The sequence below is a fragment of the Sphingobium sp. LF-16 genome, assembly GCF_003711185.1.
GTDB lineage: Bacteria > Pseudomonadota > Alphaproteobacteria > Sphingomonadales > Sphingomonadaceae > Sphingobium > Sphingobium yanoikuyae_A.
Map to the genome: position 1 here is coordinate 775,129 of NZ_CP029335.1, position 21,862 is coordinate 796,990.

At 65.4% G+C, this 21,862-nt stretch carries 18 protein-coding genes; 12 read left to right on the forward strand and 6 right to left on the reverse strand.

Features of this window, described 5'->3' with window-relative positions; genetic code table 11:
• Positions 1-6: 6 nt before the first annotated feature.
• Positions 7-144, reverse strand: coding sequence for a hypothetical protein (locus DIZ22_RS21615; protein ID WP_004207766.1), 138 nt, complete (start codon positions 142-144; stop codon positions 7-9).
• 282 nt (positions 145-426) lie between these two features.
• Here DIZ22_RS21615 and DIZ22_RS03795 point away from each other — a divergent pair, with 282 nt between their 5' ends.
• Together DIZ22_RS03795 and DIZ22_RS03800 are read left to right on the forward strand one after the other, a co-directional pair.
• Positions 427-2,004 (forward strand): hypothetical protein, encoded by a 1,578-nt coding sequence (locus tag DIZ22_RS03795; protein ID WP_234415614.1) that lies wholly within the window; start codon positions 427-429, stop codon positions 2,002-2,004.
• 322 nt (positions 2,005-2,326) lie between these two features.
• Entirely contained in the window at positions 2,327-3,133 is an 807-nt protein-coding gene (locus tag DIZ22_RS03800; protein ID WP_234415613.1) for a LytTR family DNA-binding domain-containing protein, read from the forward strand.
• Positions 3,134-3,143: 10 nt separating this feature from the next.
• Here the strand turns inward: DIZ22_RS03800 and DIZ22_RS03805 are convergent, their stop codons facing one another.
• On the reverse strand, positions 3,144-3,920 hold the full coding sequence (locus DIZ22_RS03805; RefSeq protein ID WP_048938866.1) for a sulfite exporter TauE/SafE family protein: 777 nt from the start codon (positions 3,918-3,920) through the stop codon (positions 3,144-3,146).
• A gap of 283 nt (positions 3,921-4,203) precedes the next feature.
• Here DIZ22_RS03805 and DIZ22_RS03810 point away from each other — a divergent pair, with 283 nt between their 5' ends.
• Positions 4,204-5,070 carry an SDR family NAD(P)-dependent oxidoreductase gene (locus tag DIZ22_RS03810; RefSeq protein ID WP_048938865.1) on the forward strand — a complete coding sequence of 289 codons (867 nt, stop codon included), beginning with the start codon at positions 4,204-4,206 and terminating at the stop codon, positions 5,068-5,070.
• A 66-nt stretch (positions 5,071-5,136) separates the two neighbouring features.
• Here DIZ22_RS03810 and DIZ22_RS03815 read toward each other — a convergent pair whose 3' ends face one another.
• The gene (locus tag DIZ22_RS03815; protein ID WP_010338012.1) at positions 5,137-6,414 is read right to left on the reverse strand and encodes an MFS transporter; all 1,278 of its coding nucleotides are present in this window, start codon (positions 6,412-6,414) and stop codon (positions 5,137-5,139) included.
• A 31-nt stretch (positions 6,415-6,445) separates the two neighbouring features.
• Positions 6,446-7,243 (reverse strand): fumarylacetoacetate hydrolase family protein, encoded by a 798-nt coding sequence (locus DIZ22_RS03820; RefSeq protein WP_048938864.1) that lies wholly within the window; start codon positions 7,241-7,243, stop codon positions 6,446-6,448.
• 120 nt (positions 7,244-7,363) lie between these two features.
• Here DIZ22_RS03820 and DIZ22_RS03825 point away from each other — a divergent pair, with 120 nt between their 5' ends.
• The 5 genes from DIZ22_RS03825 to DIZ22_RS21620 all read left to right on the forward strand — a co-directional run bounded on the left by DIZ22_RS03825 (position 7,364) and on the right by DIZ22_RS21620 (position 12,046).
• Complete coding sequence (locus tag DIZ22_RS03825; protein ID WP_004207757.1) at positions 7,364-8,413, forward strand: LacI family DNA-binding transcriptional regulator; 1,050 nt, start codon at positions 7,364-7,366, stop codon at positions 8,411-8,413.
• Positions 8,414-8,488: 75 nt separating this feature from the next.
• Positions 8,489-9,328, forward strand: a complete 840-nt coding sequence (gene kduI, locus DIZ22_RS03830) for a 5-dehydro-4-deoxy-D-glucuronate isomerase (RefSeq protein ID WP_122927918.1) — start codon at positions 8,489-8,491, stop codon at positions 9,326-9,328.
• A 49-nt stretch (positions 9,329-9,377) separates the two neighbouring features.
• Positions 9,378-10,133: a 2-dehydro-3-deoxy-D-gluconate 5-dehydrogenase KduD gene (kduD, locus tag DIZ22_RS03835; protein WP_048938863.1), complete on the forward strand. Its 756-nt coding sequence runs from the start codon at positions 9,378-9,380 to the stop codon at positions 10,131-10,133.
• Positions 10,134-10,226: 93 nt separating this feature from the next.
• Complete coding sequence (locus DIZ22_RS03840; RefSeq protein ID WP_048938862.1) at positions 10,227-11,795, forward strand: carboxylesterase family protein; 1,569 nt, start codon at positions 10,227-10,229, stop codon at positions 11,793-11,795.
• A gap of 74 nt (positions 11,796-11,869) precedes the next feature.
• Entirely contained in the window at positions 11,870-12,046 is a 177-nt protein-coding gene (locus DIZ22_RS21620) for a hypothetical protein (protein WP_164488846.1), read from the forward strand.
• A gap of 9 nt (positions 12,047-12,055) precedes the next feature.
• On the opposite strand, the gene DIZ22_RS03845 is transcribed toward DIZ22_RS21620, so the two are convergent.
• Together DIZ22_RS03845 and DIZ22_RS03850 are read right to left on the reverse strand one after the other, a co-directional pair.
• The gene (locus DIZ22_RS03845) at positions 12,056-12,442 is read right to left on the reverse strand and encodes a cupin domain-containing protein (protein ID WP_037522587.1); all 387 of its coding nucleotides are present in this window, start codon (positions 12,440-12,442) and stop codon (positions 12,056-12,058) included.
• Positions 12,439-13,842 carry a pectate lyase gene (locus DIZ22_RS03850; RefSeq protein ID WP_048938861.1) on the reverse strand — a complete coding sequence of 468 codons (1,404 nt, stop codon included), beginning with the start codon at positions 13,840-13,842 and terminating at the stop codon, positions 12,439-12,441. The genes DIZ22_RS03845 and DIZ22_RS03850 overlap by 4 nt, the downstream gene beginning before the upstream one ends.
• 367 nt (positions 13,843-14,209) lie before the next feature.
• Here DIZ22_RS03850 and DIZ22_RS03855 point away from each other — a divergent pair, with 367 nt between their 5' ends.
• The 4 genes from DIZ22_RS03855 to DIZ22_RS03870 all read left to right on the forward strand — a co-directional run bounded on the left by DIZ22_RS03855 (position 14,210) and on the right by DIZ22_RS03870 (position 21,620).
• Positions 14,210-17,083 carry a TonB-dependent receptor gene (locus DIZ22_RS03855; RefSeq protein ID WP_048938860.1) on the forward strand — a complete coding sequence of 958 codons (2,874 nt, stop codon included), beginning with the start codon at positions 14,210-14,212 and terminating at the stop codon, positions 17,081-17,083.
• A gap of 189 nt (positions 17,084-17,272) precedes the next feature.
• On the forward strand, positions 17,273-19,570 hold the full coding sequence (locus DIZ22_RS03860; protein WP_048938859.1) for a TonB-dependent receptor: 2,298 nt from the start codon (positions 17,273-17,275) through the stop codon (positions 19,568-19,570).
• A complete protein-coding gene (locus DIZ22_RS03865; RefSeq protein ID WP_017502002.1) occupies positions 19,564-20,130 on the forward strand; it encodes a hypothetical protein in 567 nt (188 codons plus the stop codon). Before DIZ22_RS03860 ends, DIZ22_RS03865 begins: the two co-directional genes overlap by 7 nt.
• On the forward strand, positions 20,127-21,620 hold the full coding sequence (locus tag DIZ22_RS03870; RefSeq protein WP_048938858.1) for a PepSY-associated TM helix domain-containing protein: 1,494 nt from the start codon (positions 20,127-20,129) through the stop codon (positions 21,618-21,620). The genes DIZ22_RS03865 and DIZ22_RS03870 overlap by 4 nt, the downstream gene beginning before the upstream one ends.
• The last annotated feature ends 242 nt before the right edge of the window (positions 21,621-21,862 follow it).

A 21,862-nucleotide genomic window follows, 5' to 3' on the forward strand; every position in this document is an offset into this window, starting at 1 on the left:
ATCCGTTCACTCGGCATGTTTCGGGGCGGGACTGTCCACCCTGACGAAGCCGTGCGGGGTCTGGACCCACTGGCCGGCCTTCTTGCTGGTCGGCGTGAAGGCGACGCGGGCTTGGGGGCTGCTAGCGCTACGAATTGGCTTCATGGCTGGATACTCCCTGTTCCTTTTCATTCTATCCAAAATCACGCTGAACGAACCTCGGGAATAGTACGGGGATCGTCTATTTTCGGGATATTTTGTCGGATTGGATATTATTGCGGCCTTGAAATGCAAATTCACAAGTGCCCCTTTTGTTCCTAAGGAAAATCGCAAAATTCGCATGGTTTGGGTGCATCGCCGCTGTGATTGGTTTGTCCAAATTGGTCATGCCAACTTGTGGGCGTGCAGGCGCCGGGTTAGCCTCCCGCAAAATCGAGGGAGGATGCCGTGACGAAGGGCCGCATGTTGATGGTAGGCAGTCTTCCCCTGCTGGCGATGACGGGCGTGATGCTGGGCGCTGCCACGCCTCCCGCCGACCCCGGTCGCTTTGCTCAGGTCGCGAAGGTCGATGACCAGTATCAGGCCTATAATGTCGAGATGGTGGAGGTGGTTGGCGGTCGCTTCTGGGCGCCCTATCCCAAGCCGGGCGAGGCGCCGCCCCAGCCGGCGGCCGGCGGCAGCGGCGGCGTCGACATCGCCGCCGTCATGTTCCGCAAGCGCGAGCCGATCGACCTGACCGGTGACACGCGGCTGCGCAATCTCGCCCGCGCGCTGGGGCCGACCTATGTGCGCGTGAGTGGCGGCTGGGCCAATGCCGTCTATTTCCATGACAGCGATACGCCGCCGCCCGCCACGCCGCCCAAGGGCTATCAGAGCGTCCTGACCCGTGCCCAATGGGCCGGCGTCGTCGACTTCGTGAAGACCGTCGGCGGCAAGCTGGTCGTATCCTTCCCCGTGAGCGACGGCGCGCGCGACGCGTCGGGCGTGTGGGATCCCGATCAGGCGCGCCGCCTCAACGCCTATACCGAGAAGCTAGGCGGCCATATCTACGCCGCCGAACTCATCAACGAACCCAATGCGGGATCTATGGTCGGCCTGCCCAAGCGCTATGACGCGGCCGCCTTCGCCCGCGACATGGCCGTCTTTCGCGCCTTCCGCGATGCCGATGCGCCGCAGATGAAGATCGTCGGGCCGGGCAGCACGGGCGAGGCCGGCTTCGTCATCATGCCGCGCAATATCGGCGTGGTGCCGACCGACGCACTGATGAGCGCCGAGCCGCGCCCCAGGGTCGATATCTTCTCCTATCATTTCTACGGCACCGTCTCGAAACGCTGCGCCGCGATGGACAAGAGCGCGGGGATCAGCCCGGACCGGGCACTGGACGAGGATTGGCTGGCGCGCGCCGACAGCACGGCGACCTATTACAAGGAACGGCAGCAGCGTTTCGCGCCCGGCACCGATATCTGGATCACCGAAACGGCGCAGGCGGCCTGCGGCGGCGACGCCTGGGCAGCGACCTGGCGCGACAGTTTCCGCTATGTCGATCAGTTGGGGCGGCAGGCGAAGCAGGGCGTGACCGTGGTCTTCCACAATACGCTGGCGGCCAGCGACTATGCGCTGATCGATGAGGCGACGATGATGCCGCGGCCGAGCTATTGGGCGGCGGTCCTATGGGCGCGGCTGATGGGCAATGTCGTGCTGGATGCGGGCCGGGATGAAGGCAAGCTGCATCTCTACAGCCAGTGTCTGCGCGGCACACCGGGCGGCGTCGCGCTGGTCGCGATCAATCTCGATACCGCCAATCCCGCCAGCCTGTCGCTCGCCGGCAAGGCGACCCGCTACACTCTGACCGCCGACAATCTGGACGCGGGCAGCGTGAAGCTCAACGGCCGGACGCTGGCGGTGGGGCAGGATGGCGTCTTGCCCAATCTCAAGGGCGTCGCCGCGCGAGGCATGCAGTCGCTACCAGCGGCGAGCATAAGCTATCTCGCCTATCCCGATGCCCGCAACCCGGCCTGTCCCTGACGCCTGATACGGCGCCGGGCGGGCCGGGCAGGGGCTGTTCGGCGCATCAGGCCAGGGCCAGGGCAAAGGCGCCCATATGGGCGATGATGGCGCAGCACATGATGGCGATCGCGCCTTTGGTGCTCAGAAAATCGGTCATGGTCTGTCTCCTTGGCCGGTCGGCGCGGATGATCCATTCATCGGCCCGCCGGTATGAGAGGGAGCGATGGCAGCCCACGATTGACGGGCAAGCGGCTTTTCGTCACGCAGGAGGAATAGAAGAAAAAGCGCGGAAAACCGGGCCATTCCCGGTTCGCGTTTCGCGAATGGAGAGGGGGATTGCGTGAAACGTCTCCGCCGTGTGCTGCTCGAACTCTGGGCGATGCTGCCGGTCGCGGCGGTGATCGGCTTTCTTGGCCCCTTTGGCACCTATTTGTCGGGCGATTTCCTGCTGCGCGCCGGGCGATGGTGGATCATGCTGATGGGCGCCTATATCCTCGCGCGGCCGACGCTGATCGCCTGGCGGGCGATTGCGCGGGCGACGCGGTTGCCGCGCGGGTCGCTGGTCTTCTGGGGTATGGTCGCCTCCAGCTTTCCCATGGCGCTGATCTGGCGGCTGGTCGGGCGGGATGAGGTGCGACTGCTGGGCGGCTATGCCGGCCTTTTGCCCTTCACCTTGCTCTGTTGCCTGCTGGTGATGACCATCGCCTGGTGGGCGGAGCGGGCAGACGCGCATCTGCTGCGCTATTATGACGATCATATGGGACCGGCCTCACCCTTCGTGTCGCCATCGACCGATGGTGCGCCGCCGCTCACGCCGATGGCGGGAAAGCAGGTTCGCCTTCATCAGCGTCTCAGCCCGGCTTTCACCGGTCCCATAATCGCCCTGGAGAGCGAGGATCATTATGTCCGCATCCATGGGCCGCATGGCAGCGAACTGATCCTGATGCGGCTGCGCGATGCCATTGCCGAAATGGACGATGTGCCCGGCGCGCAGACCCATCGCAGCTGGTGGGTGGCCAAGGCGGCGCTTGCCGACGGAGCAAGCGTGGGCAAGGGCCGGGAAATCCGGCTGACCAACGGCCTGTCCGCGCCGATCGCGCGCGACTCCCTTGATCGCCTGCGTCAGACTGGTTTCCTGCCGGACTGACGCGGCAGGATCAGAGGATCAGGTTCAGCGCGACGATGATCAGGATCGTCGCCAGGATCGTGCGCAGCACCGCTTCGCGCACATGCGAGGCGAGCAGGCTACCGACGATGATGCCGGGGATCGACCCGATCAGCAGCGATGCCAGCAGCGACATGTCGACCGTGCCCAGCCACCAATGGCCGATGCCCGCCACCAGCGTCAGCGGCACGGCATGGGCGACGTCGCTGCCGACGATCCGGGCGAGCGGCGTGCGCGGATAGAGGATCAGCAGCGCGGTCGCGCCGATCGCGCCGGCGCCGACCGAAGTAATGGTCACCGCCACGCCTACGATCACGCCCAGCAATATGGTGAGGTTGCGGGTGGTGGCGGGGCTGCGATCCTGGCCATGGGTGCGCGACCAGGCCGTGATCCGATCGCGGAACAGCAGCACCAGGCCGGTGAGGAACAGCATTACCCCCAGCGTCACCTTGATCGGATCGACTACGGCGGCCGACGGCGGCCCCATTGCCTTGAGCGCCATCAGCGCGCCGATCGCGGCCGGCATCGATCCCAGCGCCAGCCAGCCGACGATCGCCCAGTCGACCGATCGCTTCCAGCCATGGACCAGGCTGCCCACGCTCTTGGTGACGCAGGCATAGAGAAGGTCGGTGCCGACGGCCGCAGCCGGGTGGAAATTGAACAATAGCACCAGGATCGGCGTCATCAGCGATCCGCCGCCAACGCCGGTCAGCCCGACCAGCGTGCCGACGATGAAGCCCGTCAGGGAATAGAGCGGATTGATCGTCACGGCCGCTCCTGCGGTGCATGACGACAGGTGGTGCGACCCGTCATGGCGTCACCTAAGGGCGTTTGCGCCGCCCATGCAAGTCCAAGCACTCGATCCATATCCGTGCGTCCCCCCTTATGTTTCGCGCTGGGACATAGCGGACGCCATGGCGGGGTGAAACCCGCCCCTTGCTTGAGGGGGGTGATAGCTTTGCTATGGACGGGGCGCGCCACATATCGCTCCCGCGGCTGTCTGGCCCGCGTCCGACCGCCTAGCGTGCCGGGATAAGCGACAGGAGCAGGATATGGTGGAACGGGCACGGGTGGCGGTGGTGACGGGCGCGAGTTCGGGCATCGGCAAGGCGATCGCCAAGGCCATGGCGCGGCAGGGCTGGCAGGTGATCGGCACCGGCCGCGATCCCGAACGGCTGGCAGCTGCCGAGGCGGAGATAGCGGCGGAGGCGGCCGGCGCGCCCGTCACCATGCTGCGCGCCGACCTGTCGCTGCTCGGCGGAGCCGCCCAACTGGCGCAGGATATCGCCGCGCTGACCGACCGGGTCGACCTGCTGTTCAACAATGCCGGCGGCATGACCGATAAGCTGGTGATGACGGACGAGGGGCTGGAGGCGAATTTCGCCGGCAATCATCTGGGGCCGTTCCTGCTGACCCAGCGCCTGTTGCCGCTGTTGCGCAAGGCGGCGCAGGATCAGCCGGCGGGCGCGGTGCGCATCCTCAACACTGCCTCCGACGCCAGCGAGATGATCCCGTCGATCAACCTGGACGACATGCAGAATCTGGAACGGTTCAGCCCCGGCATGGCCTATTGCACCGGCAAGCTCGCCAATGTGCTGTTCGCCCGCGCGCTGGCCGATCGGCTGGCGGGGGAGGGGATCGTCGCCCATGCGGTCCATCCCGGCGCGGTCGATTCCAACTTCTTTTCGCATGCGCCGGCCGATACGCAGGCGCGCTCGCGCGGGCTGGACAAGGCGAGCGAGGTGGAGGGAGCGGACACGCTGGTCTGGCTGGCGACTGCCCCCGAAGGGGCGGCCAGCAATGGCGGCTATTGGTATCGCCGCGCACCGCGCACGCCCAACACGCTGGTCGAGGATGCAGCGATCGTCGATCGCTTCTGGCAGGAAAGCGAAAAGCTGATCGCGGCGCATGGCCGCTGAGAACGCAAGGCGCCCCGGACCGGCAATCCCCATCGCCGGTCCGGGGCAGTCCCTCCCCCAGGGAACTTATTCCGGCACCTTGACCTGCGCCAGGCGGGGCGAAAGCAGGTGGATCGCCAGCAGGGCGATGAAATAGGCGCTGCCCGCCACCGCGAAGAGCGGCGCATAGCTGCCGATGCTGTCGAGGATATAGCCGGCATATTTGGCCATCAGCATACCGCCGATCGCGCCGGCCGTGCCGCCGATGCCGACCACCGATCCGACCGCCGCACGCGGGAACATGTCCGAGGGCAGCGTATAGAGATTGGCGGAAAAGGCCTGATGCGCGGCGGTGGCGATGCCGATCACCAGCACGGCGACCCACAGATTGTCGATCGACTGGGCAAAGAAGACCGGCGTGACCGCGGCGGCACAGACCAGCATGGTCAGCTTGCGCGCGGCGTTGACGCTGTGCCCGGCCTTCATCAGCCGTCCCGACAGCCAGCCGCCGGCCACGCTGCCAAGGTCCGACAACAGATAGATGGCGACCAGCGGTGGGCCGAAGCTGATGAGGTCGAGGCCATAGCGCTCGCCCAGATAGCCCGGCAGCCAGAAGAGGAAGAACCACCAGATCGGGTCGATGCAGAATTTGCCGATGGCAAAGGCCCAGCATTCGCGCACGGCAATCAGCCGGCGCCAGCCGATCGGCGTGACCGGGTCGGCCGGATCCTGCTGGATATAGGCGAGTTCGGCGGCGCCGACGCGCGGATGCTCCTGCGGCCGGCGATAGAAGATCAGCCAGGCGGCAAGCCAGACGACGCCGAATATGCCGGTCGCGATGAAGGCGAAGCGCCAGCCATATTGGATGGTCAGCCATGGCACCAGCAGCGGCGTGATGATCGCGCCGACATTGGCGCCGGCGTTGAACAGGCCGATCGCGAAGGCGCGTTCCTTCTGCGGGAACCATTCGGCCACCGCCTTGATGCCGGCGGGGAAATTGCCGGATTCGCCGACGCCCAGACCAAAGCGGGCGAAGGCGAACTGGGTCACGCTATGCACGCCGCCATGGGCGACATGCGCGATGGTCCAGATGATGATCGCGACGGTATAGCCCAGCCGCGCGCCGATCGCGTCGACCAAGCGGCCAAAGCCCAGATAACCGATCGCATAGGCCGCCTGGAACCAGAAGACGATATTGGCATAGTCGGTTTCCGACCAGTGCATCTCGGCCGCCAAAGTGGGCTTCAGCACGCCGATCATCTGCCGGTCGACATAGTTGATCGCGGTGGCGGCGAACAACAGCCCGACGACCACCCAGCGATAGCGCCCGACCCTCTGGGTTGCTCCGGCGACGGCCTCGTTCATTCTCTTCCTCTCCTCTTGCCCTGCGGCCTTGTCAGGCGGCCGCTTGGGGGCGGATGACGCAATGTGCGGTGCCGAGCGGTCCGAAGTCCGCAACCACCGTCTGCCCGACGCGCACTTCATGCACGCCGGTGACGGCGCCTGTCGATATCCATGTGCCCGGTTGCAGCCTTATGCCGCGCGCGGCGAGATTTTCGAGCAGGAAACGCACGGAGCCGATCGGCCCGTCGGGGAAGCTGACGGCGCGGCCGGTGCCGGCGACGACGCCGTCGATGCTCAGGCTGATGTCGATCTCGGCAAATGCCAGCTTCTGCCAGTCCGGCACGGCCGCGCCGATCAGCAGGCCGTTATTATTGCCGAAATCCGAAACGGTGACGGCCGGACCATGCTCGTTGATGCCGGTGAAGGGCGAACTGGCGATTTCCAGGCCGATATGCACGGCGTCGACCAGCGCGGCGGCTTCTTCCAGGGTGAAGCTGGTCTGGGCCGGGTCGGGCGCCCGGCCGATGCGCAGCAGGAATTCCGCCTCCGCCGCGCCAAAGCCATGGGCAAAGACCAGCCCGGTGGCATCGGGGGTCAGTTCATGGATGGTCGGGGTAAAGATCGGCCCGGCCAGCCGATCCGCGCCGAAACGCTCGACCAGCGGGGCGGGCACGCGGCCGACCTTCCAGCCGCCGACCGGCGCATCGACCAGCGCCAGTGCCTCCGCCTGGATTGCATAGCCGTCGGCCAGGCTGGGCGGGATCGGGCCGGGATAGTCGGAAAAGCCCGTCGCCTGCTGTCGGGCGGTGACGAAGGCGCGCGCAATGGCGGCAGGGGAAGCGGCGGTCACGATGATCCTCTCGGCTGGTTCTTCTTCTCGGGATGCCTGCAAGAGTAACCGGTGTCAATAGATTTGCCGAGCGACGCATATTGCGCTGGTTGCGGGGCATAAGCGCGCTATAAAAGGGCCATGACAAAGACACCCAGGGACGAGGGCGCCACCGCCAAGCTGACCATCAACGACATTGCCCGCATGGCCGGCGTGTCGAAGAAGACGGTCAGCCGCGTCATCAACCGATCGCCGCTGCTGAACCAGGAAACCCGCGGCAAGGTGGAGGAAATCATCCGCCAGACCGGCTATGTCCCCAATCCGCAGGCGCGCGCGCTGGCGCTGGGGCGCAATTTCCTGATCGGCCTGATCTACGACAATCCCAATGCCCAGATGGTGCTGAGCATGCAGAAGGGGATATTGGAGGCGCTGCACGGCACCGAGTTCGAACTGGTTGTGCGCCCGGTGGACAGGGGCGCGGCCATGGTCATGGAGGACATCCATAATTTCGTGACGCGCCAGCGCCTGTTCGGCGTTGTGGTGCTGCCGCCGCTGTCCGAAAATGACAGTCTTTCCAAGCTGTTCGACGATGCCGGCTGTCGCTATGTGCGCATGGGCTCGGCCCTGCTCGATGACCCTGAACATATGGTCGCCTCCAATGACCGCGACGCGGTGGCCGATGCGGTGCGCTATCTGATCGCGCAGGGGCATCGGCGGATCGGCCTGATCGCCGGGCCGCATGGCTTCCGCTCGGCCAAGGAACGGCGCGAGGGCTTTGAAATGGCGCTGGCGGAAGCCGGCATCAGCCTGCCGCGCAGCCTGGTTGCGGACGGACAATATACTTTTGAATCAGGGGTTTCGGCGTCCGAAAATCTGTTCGATCTCACCTCGCCGCCGACCGCCATCTTTGCCAGCAATGATGAGATGGCGGCAGGTGTCCTCTATGCCGCGCGGCTGCGCGGGATCGAGGTACCAGAGCAATTGTCGATCATCGGCTTCGACGATACGCCGCTCACCACCCGCGTCTGGCCGCCGTTGACCACGGTGCGCTGGCCGATCGCGGCCATGGGCCGCGCCGCCGCGCTCAAGCTGATCGGCACCGCCATCGGCGAGGAGGCGGAGGTCAGTGAGCCGTCGCTGTTCAGTTCGACCCTGATCCGGCGCAGTTCGGTGGCGCCTGCTTCGGGCTGATCCACGCGAAGGTTGACACCGGTTTCCGAATTTGCTTCCCAAGGGAGAAATTTCAGACAAACGGGCGAGGATATCATGTTCGACAAGACCTATTATGCGACCCACCCCGACATGATGGAGTGCGTGTCGAACGAGGAGCTGCGGGATCGCTATCTGATCGGCGGGCTGTTCCGTGACGGCGAATGCGTGCTGAACTATACCCATGCCGAACGCTTCGTGATCGGCGGCGTGGCGGTGGCCGATGCCCCGGTGAAGCTGCCGGCACAGGCCGAGCCGGCTTCGGCGGCGGGCCATCCCTTCCTGGAGCGGCGCGAACTGGCGATCGTCAATGTCTCGGGCGTGGAAGGCACCGTGACCGTCGACGGCGAGGTCTTCACCCTGGGCAACAAGGATTGCCTCTATGTGACGATGGGCGCCAAGGACGTGGAGTTCGCCGGCGCCGGCGCGCGTTTCTATCTCGCCTCCTGCCCGGCCCACAAGGCGTTCACCACCCGCAAGCTCGGCATCGCCGACGCCAATGCGCTGGAACGTGGCAGCCTGGAGGAATCCAACGAACGCACCATCTTCCAGCTGGTCATCCCCGGCATCTGCGACAGCGCACAGTTGGTCATGGGCCTCACGGTCCTGAAGCCCGGTTCGGTGTGGAACACCATGCCGCCGCACATCCATGAGCGCCGCAGCGAGATTTATTTCTATTTCGAGCTGGATGGCGATGCCGATCGCGTCTTCCACTATATGGGTGAGGGCGACGCGATGCGTCACATCGTCATGGCCAATGAGGAAGCCGTGATCTCGCCGCCCTGGTCGATCCATATGGGATCGGGCACCAAGGCCTATGCCTTCATCTGGGCGATGGCCGGCGAGAACCAGGACTATACCGACATGAACGTGCTGGACATCTGCCAGCTGGCCTGAAGGTTTTTCGCCCCTTCCGCGCGAGCGGGAGGGGCCAGGGAGTCCTGACATGAGCAATATCTTCGATCTTGGTGGCAAGGTCGCCATCGTCACCGGCGCCAATACCGGCATCGGCCAGGCGATCGCGCTGTCGCTCGCGGCGGCCGGCGCCGACATTGCGGCGGTCGGTCGCACCCCGGCGGAAGAGACCGTCGAGAAGGTCCGGGCGCTCGGCCGCAAGGCGGAGATCGTCTCGGCCGATCTTTCCAGCATCGAACCGGTGCAGCGCGTCGTCGACGAGACGATCGCCAAGCTGGGCGGGCTCGACATATTGATCAACAATGCCGGCATCATCCGCCGCGCCGACAGCGTCGACTTCACCGAGGAAGACTGGGACGCGGTGATCGACACCAATTTGAAGTCCACCTTCTTCCTGGCGCAGGCGGCCGGGCGGCACATGCTGGCCCAGGGCTCGGGCAAGATCGTCAATATCGCCTCGCTGCTGTCGTTCCAGGGCGGCATCCGGGTGCCGAGCTATACTGCGTCCAAGAGCGGCGTCGCCGGCCTCACCAAGCTGCTGGCGAACGAATGGGCGGCCAGGGGCGTCAACGTCAACGCGATCGCGCCGGGCTATATCGCGACCAACAACACCGCCGCGCTGCAGGCCGACGAGACCCGCAACCGCCAGATCCAGGAACGCATCCCGGCCGGCCGCTGGGGCGACCCCAGCGACATTGGCGGCGCCGCCGTGTTCCTGTCGTCGCCGGCGGCCAACTATATCCATGGCCATGTCCTCGCCGTCGATGGCGGCTGGCTGGCCCGCTGATATCCCGTCCTGCGCCCGTTCCCTAAGGAGGGGCGCAGGACACCCCCGATCCAAGAGGAGGGCTCAGCCTCCCGACCCATCACAGGAGGACGGATGCCCGATATCGACCGGCGGAGCGCGTTGACCGGGGCTGCGGCCCTGCTGGGCGCCAGCCTCGCTCGCCCGGCGCATGCCGCCACCGCCAGCATCGTGACCACCCGCAAGGGCCGGGTCGCCGGCACCCGCGAGGGCGGCCTCCATGTCTTCCGCGGCCTGCGCTATGGTCAGGATACCGCGCCCCGCCGCTTCCAGGCACCGCTTGCGCCCGATGGCTGGGCCGGCACGGCCGATGCCGGCGCCTTCGCGCCCTCCTGCCCGCAACAGGGCAAGCAGGATCCGGAGGGCGAGGATTGCCTTTTCCTCAATATCTGGACCCCCGGCCCGGACCCGCGCGCCAGGCGGCCGGTGATGCTCTATATCCATGGCGGCGCCTATTCCAACGGCTCCGTGGTCGATCCGCTGACCTATGGCGACCGGCTCGCGGCGCAGGGCGATGTCGTGGTGGTGACCGTCAATCACCGGCTCAACATATTCGGCTATCTCTATCTCGCCCGGCTCGATCCGCGCTTCGCCGACAGCGGCAATGCGGGCCAACTCGACCTGATCCTCGCGCTGCAATGGGTGCGCGATAATATCGCGGCCTTTGGCGGCGATCCCGGCAATATCCTGGTCTTTGGCCAGTCGGGCGGCGGCGCCAAGATCGCGACGATGATGGCGATGCCTGCTGCCGCCGGCCTGTTCCACCGTGCCATCACCATGAGCGGCCAGCAGGTGACGGCCTCCGGCCCGCTCAACGCGACGAAGCGGGCGCAGGCCTATCTCGCCGGGCTGGGTGTAAAGGCCGATGACCTGTCATCTTTGCTGTCACTTTCGACCGCGCAATTGGTGGAGGGGCTGGCAGCGCAAGATCCGATATTGGGCGGCGGTCTCTATATGGGGCCGGTGCTCGACATGACGCATCTCGCGCGCCATCCCTTCTGGCCCGATGCGCCGCCCCAGTCGCTGGCGATCCCGATGATGCTCGGCAACACCCATGATGAGACCCGTGCCTTCATCGATCCCCATGGCCCCAAGCTCCAGGGGCTGGACTGGTCCAACCTCGCCGCCCGGATCGCCCCGGAACTGCGCATGGACCTCTCGCCCGAATGGATCGTCGCCCAATATCGCGCGCGCTATCCCGACTGGTCGGCGGAGCGCATCTTTTATGCCGCGACGACGGCCGGGCGCAGCTGGCCGGGGCAGGTGCTGGAGGCGGAGGCGCGCGCCCGCGCCGATGCGCCGACCTGGGTCTATCAGGTGGATTTCGCCTCGCCGACCCAGCCCGAACGCGGCGCGCCGCACACCATGGACATCGCGCTCGCCTTCGGCACGCTCGATGCGCCGGGCAGCTTCACCGGCACGGGCGCAGGTGCACAGGCCGCGTCGCGCGCGCTGATGCAGCGTTTCCTGGCCTTCGCCCGGCGCGGTGATCCCAATGGCAGCGGAATGGCGCCCTGGCCGCAATATCGGCTGGACCGGCGCCAGACGATGATCGTCGATCTCGACAGCCATGTGGAAAGCGATCCGCGCGGCTGGGAGCGGGAACTCTTCGCCCGCGTCCCCTATATCCAGCCCGGCAGTTGAACGCCGTTCGTTGCCGGGCCGCAACCAAAAGGGGGTGGGCGCGTTGAGTCCGTCCATGCAGTTGGAGGAACCGCATGGATACCCAGGATGTCGATTATGTCTCGGAACGCGGCGAGCTGCATTTTCTCGCAGCTCTGGTCGATGAGCTGATGCGCCGGCTGATGCTGTCGGGCGTGCTCAGCCAAGCCGAGCTCAACGCGATCGAGGCGGATGTCGCCAAGCGCATCGGCAATGTGCCGCGCGCCTGGTAACTTGCCTGCTCAGTGAACCACCGGATAGCTGATGATCAGCGCCAGCGGTTCCTTGCCGACCTGCCGGATGCCGACCTTGGCGTCCTTGTAGAGATAGGCGGCCATGCCCGGTGTCAGCGGCTTTTCCACGCCGTCGGACGTCACCACGCCTTCGCCCGACAGGACATAATAGACCTCGTCATGGGCGATCGGATGGACGCCGATCGCCGCGCCGACATGCAGCACGCGCTTGCGGAATTCCATGCTGCGCGGCTGCGGCACGGCGTCGCTGATGCGATAGGCGGTCGACATGCCGATCTCGCCATGGGGCGGCGGCTCGTCGCGCATCACCTCGCGCTCGTCGACGACCACCATCGGCGGCGCTGCGGCCGCCGCCAGCAACAGCATCAGGCTCATGGCTTTGGCTCCTGTCGCATCATCTTGTCGCGGTCCGACAGATGCTCGGTCGTCTCGTCCTTCTGGCCGGGATAGCGGCCCGATTTCGGCTCCATCGTGTCGAGGTTCCACTCGCCCTCGACAAAGGGCGCGCGGGTCGGCGCGAATTTGGGATAGCCGCCGACCTGCTTCTCATTGTCGATGATCTCGCCGCGCCCTTCCGCCACGAAGAACAGCACCCGCAGGTCGTCGGCATCCCGGTCCCACGGGCGCGCGCCCGCGCGCCACAGCACATGGGTCTCGACATCCCGCACCGGCAGAACGTCCAGCCCCTGCCACCAGGTCGGCGGCGTCTGCGTCTCGATCAGCCTGGCCTTGGTCTCGCCATAGCGGCCGAACATCGGCAATGGCTTGCCGAACTTGTCGACTGCCAGATTGTCCTTGCCATAATATTCCAGGTCGCCGTCGCCGCCCAGCGTCAGGAAGGGCAGGCCGGTTGCCGTCGATACGCCGCCGCGCATGACATTGCCGACCGCCGCCAGCTTGCCATTCTGATAGGGATGCTCGCCCCATTCCAGCGCCATCAGGTTGTAATGGATACCGCGTTCGCCCGGATCATAGATGATATTGTTGACCACGGCGGCATGGACGCCGCCCTTCAATAGCGGGTTGCGCTCGACATTATGGGCGTAGATGTTGCGATAAATCAGGATGTTGGTCGCATTGTCGTGGATCAACGTGCCCTTGCTGTGCTCGCCCTTGGGATGGCTGGCATTGGCCAGGCCCTCGGCCGCCAGATTATAGGAAAAGGTGATGTTATGCGCCGTGTTGGCGCGCCATTCGTCGGGCGTCTTGCCATTGAAGCGCGGGCCGGATGCCGACATATTCTCGTCGATCGCCCAGGTGAAGCTGCAATGGTCGACGATGATGTCATGGCCGCCGACCACCGACATGGCATCCGCCTCCCATCCGCTCAGTAGCGGCTGGTCGTCCACTCCGGTGCGCACGCGGATATGGCGCATGATGACGTCATGGGTGGCGATGTCGATGCCCGACCGGATCAGGGTGATGCCGGGGGAGGGGGCGGTCTGGCCCGCAATGGTCAGATAGGGTTCGCGGATGGTGATGGTCTGGCGCGCCATGTCGATGACGCCGCCGACCTCGAACACGACGATGCGCGGGCCCTTCGCCTCCAGTGCCGCCTTCAGGCTGCCGGGGCCATCGGCTGCCAGCGTGGTCACGCGGATGATGCGGCCGCCCCGGCCGCCGGGCGTTGCCGATGCCCAGCCGGCGGCGCCCGGAAACGCGGTCGTTGTGCTGGATGCGCTGGTCCTGGTTGGGGCGGCGGATAGGTTTGCTGGCAGGGGGATCAGGGCAAGGCCGGCAAGCGGCAGGGCGATCAGTCTGGCGGTTATTTTCATGCTTCCGAAGGCTCCTCTCCTGGCCAGACTTGCACCGTGGCGGCGATGATGCAAGCAATTTGACACCGGTGTCGAATCTGTTTGCGGTCATTGTGGCGGCGAGGCGAAGGCGCGGGCTGCGCGCCGTCATTCTACGCGGTGTGGCCCATATTGCGGTGCAAAATGGCTCGATATGGATGCTTTTCCGACAGGAGGGCGCGGAAAATCGCCGCGAGCGCTGGCCTGACAGCTTCAGACATAATTGCCGCAATGATCATTGACATTGATCCGCAGTCGGGTCACAAGTTTCTGACACCGGTGTCTTCAAGGGGACAACATCGGGCCGCACCCCCAAAGAGGCGTGGCGGAAATATGGAGGGATGTTTCTATGATTGCGTTCGTACAGGCTTCGTCCGCCCGGAAATGGCTGTCCGCAGCCTCGACCCTGGCATGCGCCATCGCCTGCGTTTCCGCCGCTCAGGCCCAAGCTCAGTCCGTGCAGGGCGATGCCGCGGTTGCGCCGGATCAGGGGCAGGCGGATGCCGCGGCCCAGGAATCCGACATCATCGTCACCGGTTTCCGCCAGTCGCTGGGCGCGGCGATCAACCTCAAGCGTCAGTCGGTCAGTTCGGTCGATGCGATCGTGGCGGAGGATATAGCCAAGTTCCCCGACCAGAATCTCGCCGAATCCCTGCAGCGCATCCCCGGCATCTCGATCCAGCGTGACGGCGGCGAAGGGCGCGCGATCACCGTGCGCGGCCTGGGCGCGCAGTTCACCCGCGTGCGCGTCAACGGGCTGGAAACGGTCGCCACCTCGACCGATGGTGCCAGCTCGAACCGCGATCGTTCCTTCGATTTCAATGTCTTCGCGTCAGAGCTGTTCAGTTCGCTGGTCGTTCACAAGACCGCCGAAGCCTCGCTGGACGAAGGCTCGCTCGGCGCCGTGGTCGATCTCAACACCGGCAATCCGCTCGGTGGCAAGGAAGGTCTGACCCTCGTCGGTTCGGCGACCGCTTCCTATAATGATCTGGCCAAGAATTGGGGGCCGCGTCTGGCCGGCATCGCATCCTGGAAATCGGCCGACGGCCGCTTCGGCGTCGCCCTGTCGGCGGCCTATTCGACGCTCGATACCAAGGAACTGGGCAATAACAGCGTGCGCTGGGCCCAGGCCCGCTTCGACAATGTCGATGGCACCGCCTGCTTCACCCAGCCCAATTCGGGCGGTTCCTATATTCCGAGCCCAGCCTGTAACGATGCCGCGCTGTCCTTCCATCCCCGCATTCCGCGCTATGGCGAGGTGCGTCATGATCGCGAGCGGCTCGGCCTGACCGGATCGGTGCAGTTCGCCCCGACCGATGCGACCAAGATCTCGATCGATGGCCTCTATTCGCGCTTCAAGGAAACCCGTGAGGAGAAGTGGGGCGAGGTGCTGCTGCGCTCCAACGAGCGGTCGATCAATGTCGTCAATCCGGTCTATGACGATAATGGCAACATGATCTCGGCCACGCTCAACGATGCCTGGGTCCGCACTGAACATTATCTGCGCAAGTCGAGCACCGAATTCTATCAGGTCGGCGGCACCTGGGACCAGGATGTGACGGACAAGTTCCGCTTCACCCTGCTGGGCGGCCTGTCCAAGTCCAACGCCGACATTCCGGTCGAAACCACGGTGGTCTTCGATGATCGCGATGCCCAGGGTTATAGCTATGACTATAGCGACATGAAGCATCCCAAGCTGACCTTCGGCACCAGCGTGACCGATCCGGCCAATTTCCAACTCGCCGAAATCCGCGACCGTCCGTCCAACACCACCAACCGGTTCAAGACCGCGCAGTTGCGCACCGAATGGGACGCGGCGGAGGGGCTGACCGTGAAGGTCGGTTCGATGTGGCGCCGGTTCGACTTCAAGACCGTCGGCTATCAGCGCGATACCGCGGTCTGCGGCAATGGCGGCAAGGATCTGGTGCTGGGCACTATCACCTGTTCGCCGACCAGCCTGTTCGGCCCGAGCGCCGTCTATGGTTTCCAGGCCACGCCGGAATTGAGCGAACTCTTCACCCTGGGCAAGGCGGGCCAGCCGTCGGGCACCACCACCCAGTGGCTGATCCCCAATCTGGACACGGCGACCGCTTACACCAAGCTCTATGACCGCGCGCTGGCGCTCGACGTCGGCAACAACCGGTCGGTGCGCGAGGAAGTGACCGGCGGCTATTTCCAGTTCGATGCCAAGGGCGACCTGTTCGGCCTCGAATATGCGCTGAACGCGGGCATGCGCTATGCCAAGACCGATCAGCGCTCGACCGGCCTCAATGGCGGCATCCCGGTCACGATCAAGCGCAGCTATGAGGATTGGCTGCCGGCCGCCAACCTGGCCCTGTTCCCGACCGACAAGCTGGTCATTCGCGCGGCGGTGGCCGATGTGATGACCCGCCCGACGCTAGGCAGCCTGACGCCGGGCGGCTCGGCCGACGGCTTCCAATATCGTGTCAGCTACGGCAACCCCTATCTCAACCCCTATCGCGCGACCGCCTATGACCTCGCCGTCGAATGGTATTTCGCGCCCCAGTCGCTCTTCTCGGTCGCCCTGTTCAAGAAGGATGTGCAGAGCTTCCCGGTCGCCGCGACCATTTCCAACGCGACCTTCGCGGAAACCGGCCTGCCGGCTTCGGTGCTGGTCAGTTCCTCGCCCGCCGCGCTCAATCCGGCGCTGCAGGCGGAACCGATCTGGACCATCGCGACCACGGTGAACGGCACCGGCGCCTCGCTCAAGGGGGCGGAAATCGCGCTGCAGCTGCCCTTCACCTTCCTGCCGGGCATCTTCAAGCATTTCGGCATCCTGGCCAACGCGACCTTCATCGACTCCAACGCCACCTATAATGTGTCGGGGCCGGCGGTCGTGCCGGGTGGCGGCCTGGTCAATGTCGCGCGGGAGAATACGTTGTTCGGCGTGTCGAAGCGGGCCTATAACGGCACCTTCTATTATGACGACAACCGCTTCAGCGCGCGCGTCTCGGCCAGCTATCGCGGGCCTTATAGCGACCAGAACAGCGGCACCGGCAACGTCTTCGAAGGCTATAATTCGACCGTCAATGTCGACGCCTCGGTTCGTTACAAGGCGACCGACTGGCTGGAATTCACTCTCGACGGCATCAACCTGACCGATGAATATCGCGGCCGCTACACCGACCTCGATGCCAATCGCAACTATGAGTACAACCATTTCGGCCGCACCTTCCAGTTCGGCGCGCGCGTGAAAATGTAGCCTGTTCTTTCGGGTCGCGCCGTCACGGGCCAGCCGCCTTCTGCACGAGGTGGCTGGCCCTTTTTCTTGGGCCAGCGGTGGGGTAGGGATGGTGCCGGGCAGACGACAGCAATAGTCCATTCACGCAATGACATTGACTCGCGTTAGCGTTCTCAAATATGGCGCCGCCAAGAATATTTGGGGGATTATATGGTGCGGTCGTCTTTCTTCTTTTCCGGGGCGGCGATCGTCGCGCTGGCCGGTGCTGCCCTGACCAGCGCAGCCATGGCGCAACAGGCGCCGGATGCCGATATGGACCAGGCCCGCGCCGACATCATCGTCACCGGCGAAAAGAGCGCTCGCACCCTGCAGAAGACGCCGACCAGCATCGCCGTCGTCACGCCCGAGACGATCGAGCGCGAGGCGCTGATCACCATCCAGGACGTCTATAACCGCACTGCCAACCTGTCCGAAACCTACGGCTCGTCCGGCTTCACCATCCGCGGCATCAGCAACAGCGGCGTCGGCGCGGGCGGGCAGGCAGACGCCGCCAGCGTCTATGTCGATGGCGCGCCTGTGCCCAAATGGGCGCTCTATGGCGGCCCGACCGACCTGTGGGATGTGCAGCAGGTGGAAGTGCTGCGTGGCCCGCAATCGACCATCCAGGGCCTCAACGCGCTGGCCGGCGGCATCGTCATCACCAGCAAGGATCCCTCGCTGACCCGCTGGGGCGGTGACGCGCGCGTGCTGTGGAGCGAATATGATGATCGCACCTTCTCCGCCGCGATCGGCGGACCGATCATCAAGGATGAGTTGGGCATCCGCCTGTCGGCCGAGCGCCGCAACGATCGAGGCCTCATCTACAATGTCACCCGCGACGAATATAGCGATGCGCTGGAATCGCTCAATCTGCGCGGCAAGATCAAATGGACGCCCCAGGCCATTCCGGGGCTGGAGGCAGTCGCCAGCTATAATCGCGTGCGGCGCGACGGCGGCTATCTCTACGAATATGCCCGCACCGACGTGCCCAATTATTTCAATCACCGTATCGCCACGGGCGACCAGCCCAGCCGCGGCAAGATCGACAGCGACCTTGCCGTCTTCAACATCAGCTATCCGCTGGCCCAGGGGCTGAAACTGTCGAGCGTCACCTCCTGGAACCGCTCGCGCGTCCATTCGGTGATCGATACCGACGGCACGCCGCAGGATATCCAGGCGATCGACAATCGCTATAATTACCGCACCCTGACCCAGGAAATGCGCCTCAACTATGATGGCGAACGGCTGAGCGGCCTGCTGGGCGCCTGGTATTATCGCCGCACCGGCAGCATCGACCAGAATAGCCGGGTGAACATCGATACGCCGACCGCCACCATCGCCGCCCTGCTGCGCGCCAATGGCGCGACCGCAGCGCAGGCGACTTTCCTCAGCAATGCCTATGCGTCACAACTGCCGGTCATCCCGGTCGCCTATTCGGCCGACCAGCCGGAAAAGGTGGAGACGATGGCGCTGTTCGGCGACGCCCGTTTCAAGCTGACCGACCGGCTGACCCTGATCGGCGGCTTCCGCTACGATCATGAGCGCAACCGCTATGCTGCGCAAACCGTGGCGACCTTCAACGGCACGCTGCCCGATGCCAATTTCCTCGGCGCGGCCTATGCCCCGATCATTTCGCTGATCAACCAGGGCGTTCTGGGGCTGGTCGACGATGCTTCCTCGCCGCTGGCGTCCAACAGCCGCAGCTTCAACGCCTTCCTGCCCAAGGCGGGGATCAGCATGGACTGGACGCCGGACCTCACCACCGCATTCACCGTCCAGCGCGCCTATCGCTCGGGCGGCTCCAGCCAGAACCCGGCCCGCGCCCTGCTCGTCGCCTATGATCCGGAATATAGCTGGAATTATGAAGGCTCGCTGCGCTCCAAATGGCTGGACGGGCGCCTGACGCTCAATGCCAATGCCTTCTACATGACGTGGAAGGACCAGCAGGTCACCGCCTATTTCGGCCAGAATGCCTATGATTATAACACGGTGAACGCGGCCGGATCGCATCTTTACGGGTTCGAGGTGGAGGCGAATGCCACTATCGCGCGCGGCATCGATCTCTATGGCTCGGTCGGCCATGTCCGCACCAAATTCACCGATTTCGTCCTGCCCGCCGGGGCGACCAGCACGGTTGACCTCACCGACACCCAATTCCCCTATGCGCCGCGCTGGACCCTGTCGGGCGGCATTAATGCGCAGTTCGGGCCGGGCTTCGTCGCCAATCTCAACGCCAATTACCGTTCGTCGGTCTTCACCGGCGTCGGTCAGGATCAGGGCCAGTACAAGGTCGGCGGCCGCACGGTCGTCAATGGCAAGATCGGTTATGAGACCGATCATTGGTCGCTGTTCGTCTTCGCACGCAACATCCTCAACGAGGATTATATGCAGTACCAATATGCCGCGATCCATCAGGCGATCCTGGGCGAACCCCAGACCGTCGGCGTCGGCGCGAGCGTCCATTGGTGATCGCACTCGCCAGCCTGCTGCTCATCGCCGGCGGCGCCCTGGGCGCGGCCCTGCTGCGCCGCTCCTGGGTGCGGCGGGATCGCTCCGTGCTTGGCCTGCTGCTGGCGGGATGGGCCATATTGATCGGCCTGCTGGTCGCTGCCTTCCTGCTGATCGGGCCGGTCAAGGGGCTGGCCTTGGGACTGGCGATGGAGGGGATCGGTGCGCTCGCCATCATCTGGTTCGGCCGGGTCCGGCGCAAGGCGGCGCGGGTGCGCGATGGCGATGTCGCGCCCGAGCCGCTGGAGGAACCGGGCCGCTTCTGGCGCGGGGTGCTCCGCGCCTTGCTCGCCGGGCCGCTCGGCATGACGGCCGCGATGGGCGTCGCCTTTTGCGTCACCGTCTATCTGCCCGGTGATCCGCGCACCCGGATCGTGCTTGGCGGCCTGTTGCTTCCGATCCTCTGGGGGCTGGCCATGACCTGGACGTTGGCGGACCGTCGCCTGCTCCGCGCCACCGCCGTGCTGGTCGGCACCAGCATCATCGGCTTCGGCCTCGCCGCCTTGGGAGGGGCCGCATGAACGACCAGAGCGTCCAGACCAACAGCCGGGCAAAGAAATGGCGTTGGCCCTTGTCGCCCGAAACGGTGCGATCGGTGCTCAGCAGCCATTCGGTGCTGGGCCTGGCCTTTGCCGCGATCATCTATATCGTCTGCCTGACCGGCACGGTCGCGGTGTTCGCGCCCGATCTGGAGCGGTGGGAAGTGCCGGCGACGCCGGTGGTGACCAGCCTGTCGGATGCCTCGGCCGCCCGCGCCATCGCCGAAGCGGCCAGGCGCGCGCCGGCCGACACCACCCTCTATCTGTCGCTGCCCACTGCGAAACAGGATGGCGCCAGCCTCACGGCCTTCAGCGCGACCTATGAGCATAAATGGGCCGTGGCGGCCGATGGTGCGCTGTCCGATCTCGAAGCGGTCTGGACCGAATTTCTGCTCCATCTCCATATCAACCTGCATCTGCCGCGCAGTTGGGGGCAGTTCATCGTCGGCCTGACCGGCGTGGCACTGCTGTCCTCCCTGGTGTCGGGCATATTGGCGCATCCGCGCGTGCTGCGCGATGCCTTCCACCTGCGCCTGGGCGGTTCGCGCCGGCTGCAGGAGGCCGATCTGCACAATCGCCTCGGCATCTGGGCCTTGCCCTTTCACTTCACTCTGGCGCTGACCGGCGCGCTGCTGGGCCTCAGCACCATCATCGTCGCGATGCTGGCGATGCTGCTCTATCGCGGCGACATGGGGAAGGTCTATGAACTCTTCCTCGATCCGCTGCCCAAGGTTGACGCGCGCGCCGTGCCCATTCCCGATATCGCCCGGCTGATCGCCGATGCCCGCGCCCGCGCGCCGGCGGCCGTGGCGGACAATATCATGGTCGAACGGCCCGGCCGCGCCGATATGCGCATCTCGATCCACAGCGGCCGGCCGCACTTGCTGACCCAGCAGGACGAGGTGCAATATGATGCGCGCGGGCAACTGCTCCATCAGGAACAGCCGCAGGATCTGGTCGCCGGCACCCGGATGCTGAGCGGCATCGGCCAGCTGCATTTCGGCTGGTTCGGCGGGCTGCCCGTGCGGATCGCCTATGGCCTGCTCGGCATTGCGCTGTGCATCGTCACCTCCAGCGGCGTGACCATCTGGCTGGCCCGCCGCCGCGATCGCGGCCGGCCCGCGCCGCAATGGGAACGGATCTGGGCAGCGATCTGCTGGGGTCAGCCGGTCATCCTCGTCCTCACCGCCGTTCTGGCCTTCGCCTTGCCGCATGTGTCGCTGCCGCTGGCCTGGCTGGGCCTCACCATTCTGTCTGTGCTGGCCGCGGGTATGGCCAAGGCGCTGCCCGGTCCGCGTCTGTCTCGCGGCCTGCAATGGGCGCTGGTCGCCGGCCTGCTGGTGGTGGCGCTGCTGCACGGCGCACCGCTGCTGGCGGGCGGGCAGGGGCTGCTGGTCGACCTGTTGCTGCTTGCCGGCGGCATCGGCCTATTGCTCGCGCTGCTGCGCAGCCGCGCTCCAGCCAAGGTCTAAGGCAGAAACTTGCCATTCCCCTCCCGTAAACGGGAGGGGCAGCGAGACTTGCGCGCGCAGCGCGCTAGTCGCAGCGGGGTGGGCTTTCGCGACGCTGCCCCGGCTTTCCTACTCGGCCCATCTCTGATCTACCCTTGGGCATGCCAGCGCTGCCCCATCGCTTTTCATACCACCCGCCTGTCGCGTGGCTGTCGCTTCATTGTCGCCTTGGTGTCGCGTCGAAGGCGCGCGGGCGTGACCCG

Bases quoted from the DNA above. Each gene is read 5' to 3' on its own strand.
- kduI (WP_122927918.1), top strand. From the start codon at position 8,489: ATGTTCGACAAGACCTATTATGCGACCCACCCCGACATGATGGAGTGC.
- DIZ22_RS03845 (WP_037522587.1), bottom strand. From the start codon at position 12,442: ATGAGCCTGATGCTGTTGCTGGCGGCGGCCGCAGCGCCGCCGATGGTG.
- DIZ22_RS21620 (WP_164488846.1), top strand. From the start codon at position 11,870: ATGGATACCCAGGATGTCGATTATGTCTCGGAACGCGGCGAGCTGCAT.
- DIZ22_RS03860 (WP_048938859.1), top strand. From the start codon at position 17,273: ATGGTGCGGTCGTCTTTCTTCTTTTCCGGGGCGGCGATCGTCGCGCTG.
- DIZ22_RS03850 (WP_048938861.1), bottom strand. From the start codon at position 13,842: ATGAAAATAACCGCCAGACTGATCGCCCTGCCGCTTGCCGGCCTTGCC.
- DIZ22_RS03870 (WP_048938858.1), top strand. From the start codon at position 20,127: ATGAACGACCAGAGCGTCCAGACCAACAGCCGGGCAAAGAAATGGCGT.
- DIZ22_RS03855 (WP_048938860.1), top strand. From the start codon at position 14,210: ATGATTGCGTTCGTACAGGCTTCGTCCGCCCGGAAATGGCTGTCCGCA.
- DIZ22_RS03815 (WP_010338012.1), bottom strand. From the start codon at position 6,414: ATGAACGAGGCCGTCGCCGGAGCAACCCAGAGGGTCGGGCGCTATCGC.
- DIZ22_RS03825 (WP_004207757.1), top strand. From the start codon at position 7,364: ATGACAAAGACACCCAGGGACGAGGGCGCCACCGCCAAGCTGACCATC.
- DIZ22_RS03810 (WP_048938865.1), top strand. From the start codon at position 4,204: ATGGTGGAACGGGCACGGGTGGCGGTGGTGACGGGCGCGAGTTCGGGC.
- DIZ22_RS21615 (WP_004207766.1), bottom strand. From the start codon at position 144: ATGAAGCCAATTCGTAGCGCTAGCAGCCCCCAAGCCCGCGTCGCCTTC.
- DIZ22_RS03840 (WP_048938862.1), top strand. From the start codon at position 10,227: ATGCCCGATATCGACCGGCGGAGCGCGTTGACCGGGGCTGCGGCCCTG.
- kduD (WP_048938863.1), top strand. From the start codon at position 9,378: ATGAGCAATATCTTCGATCTTGGTGGCAAGGTCGCCATCGTCACCGGC.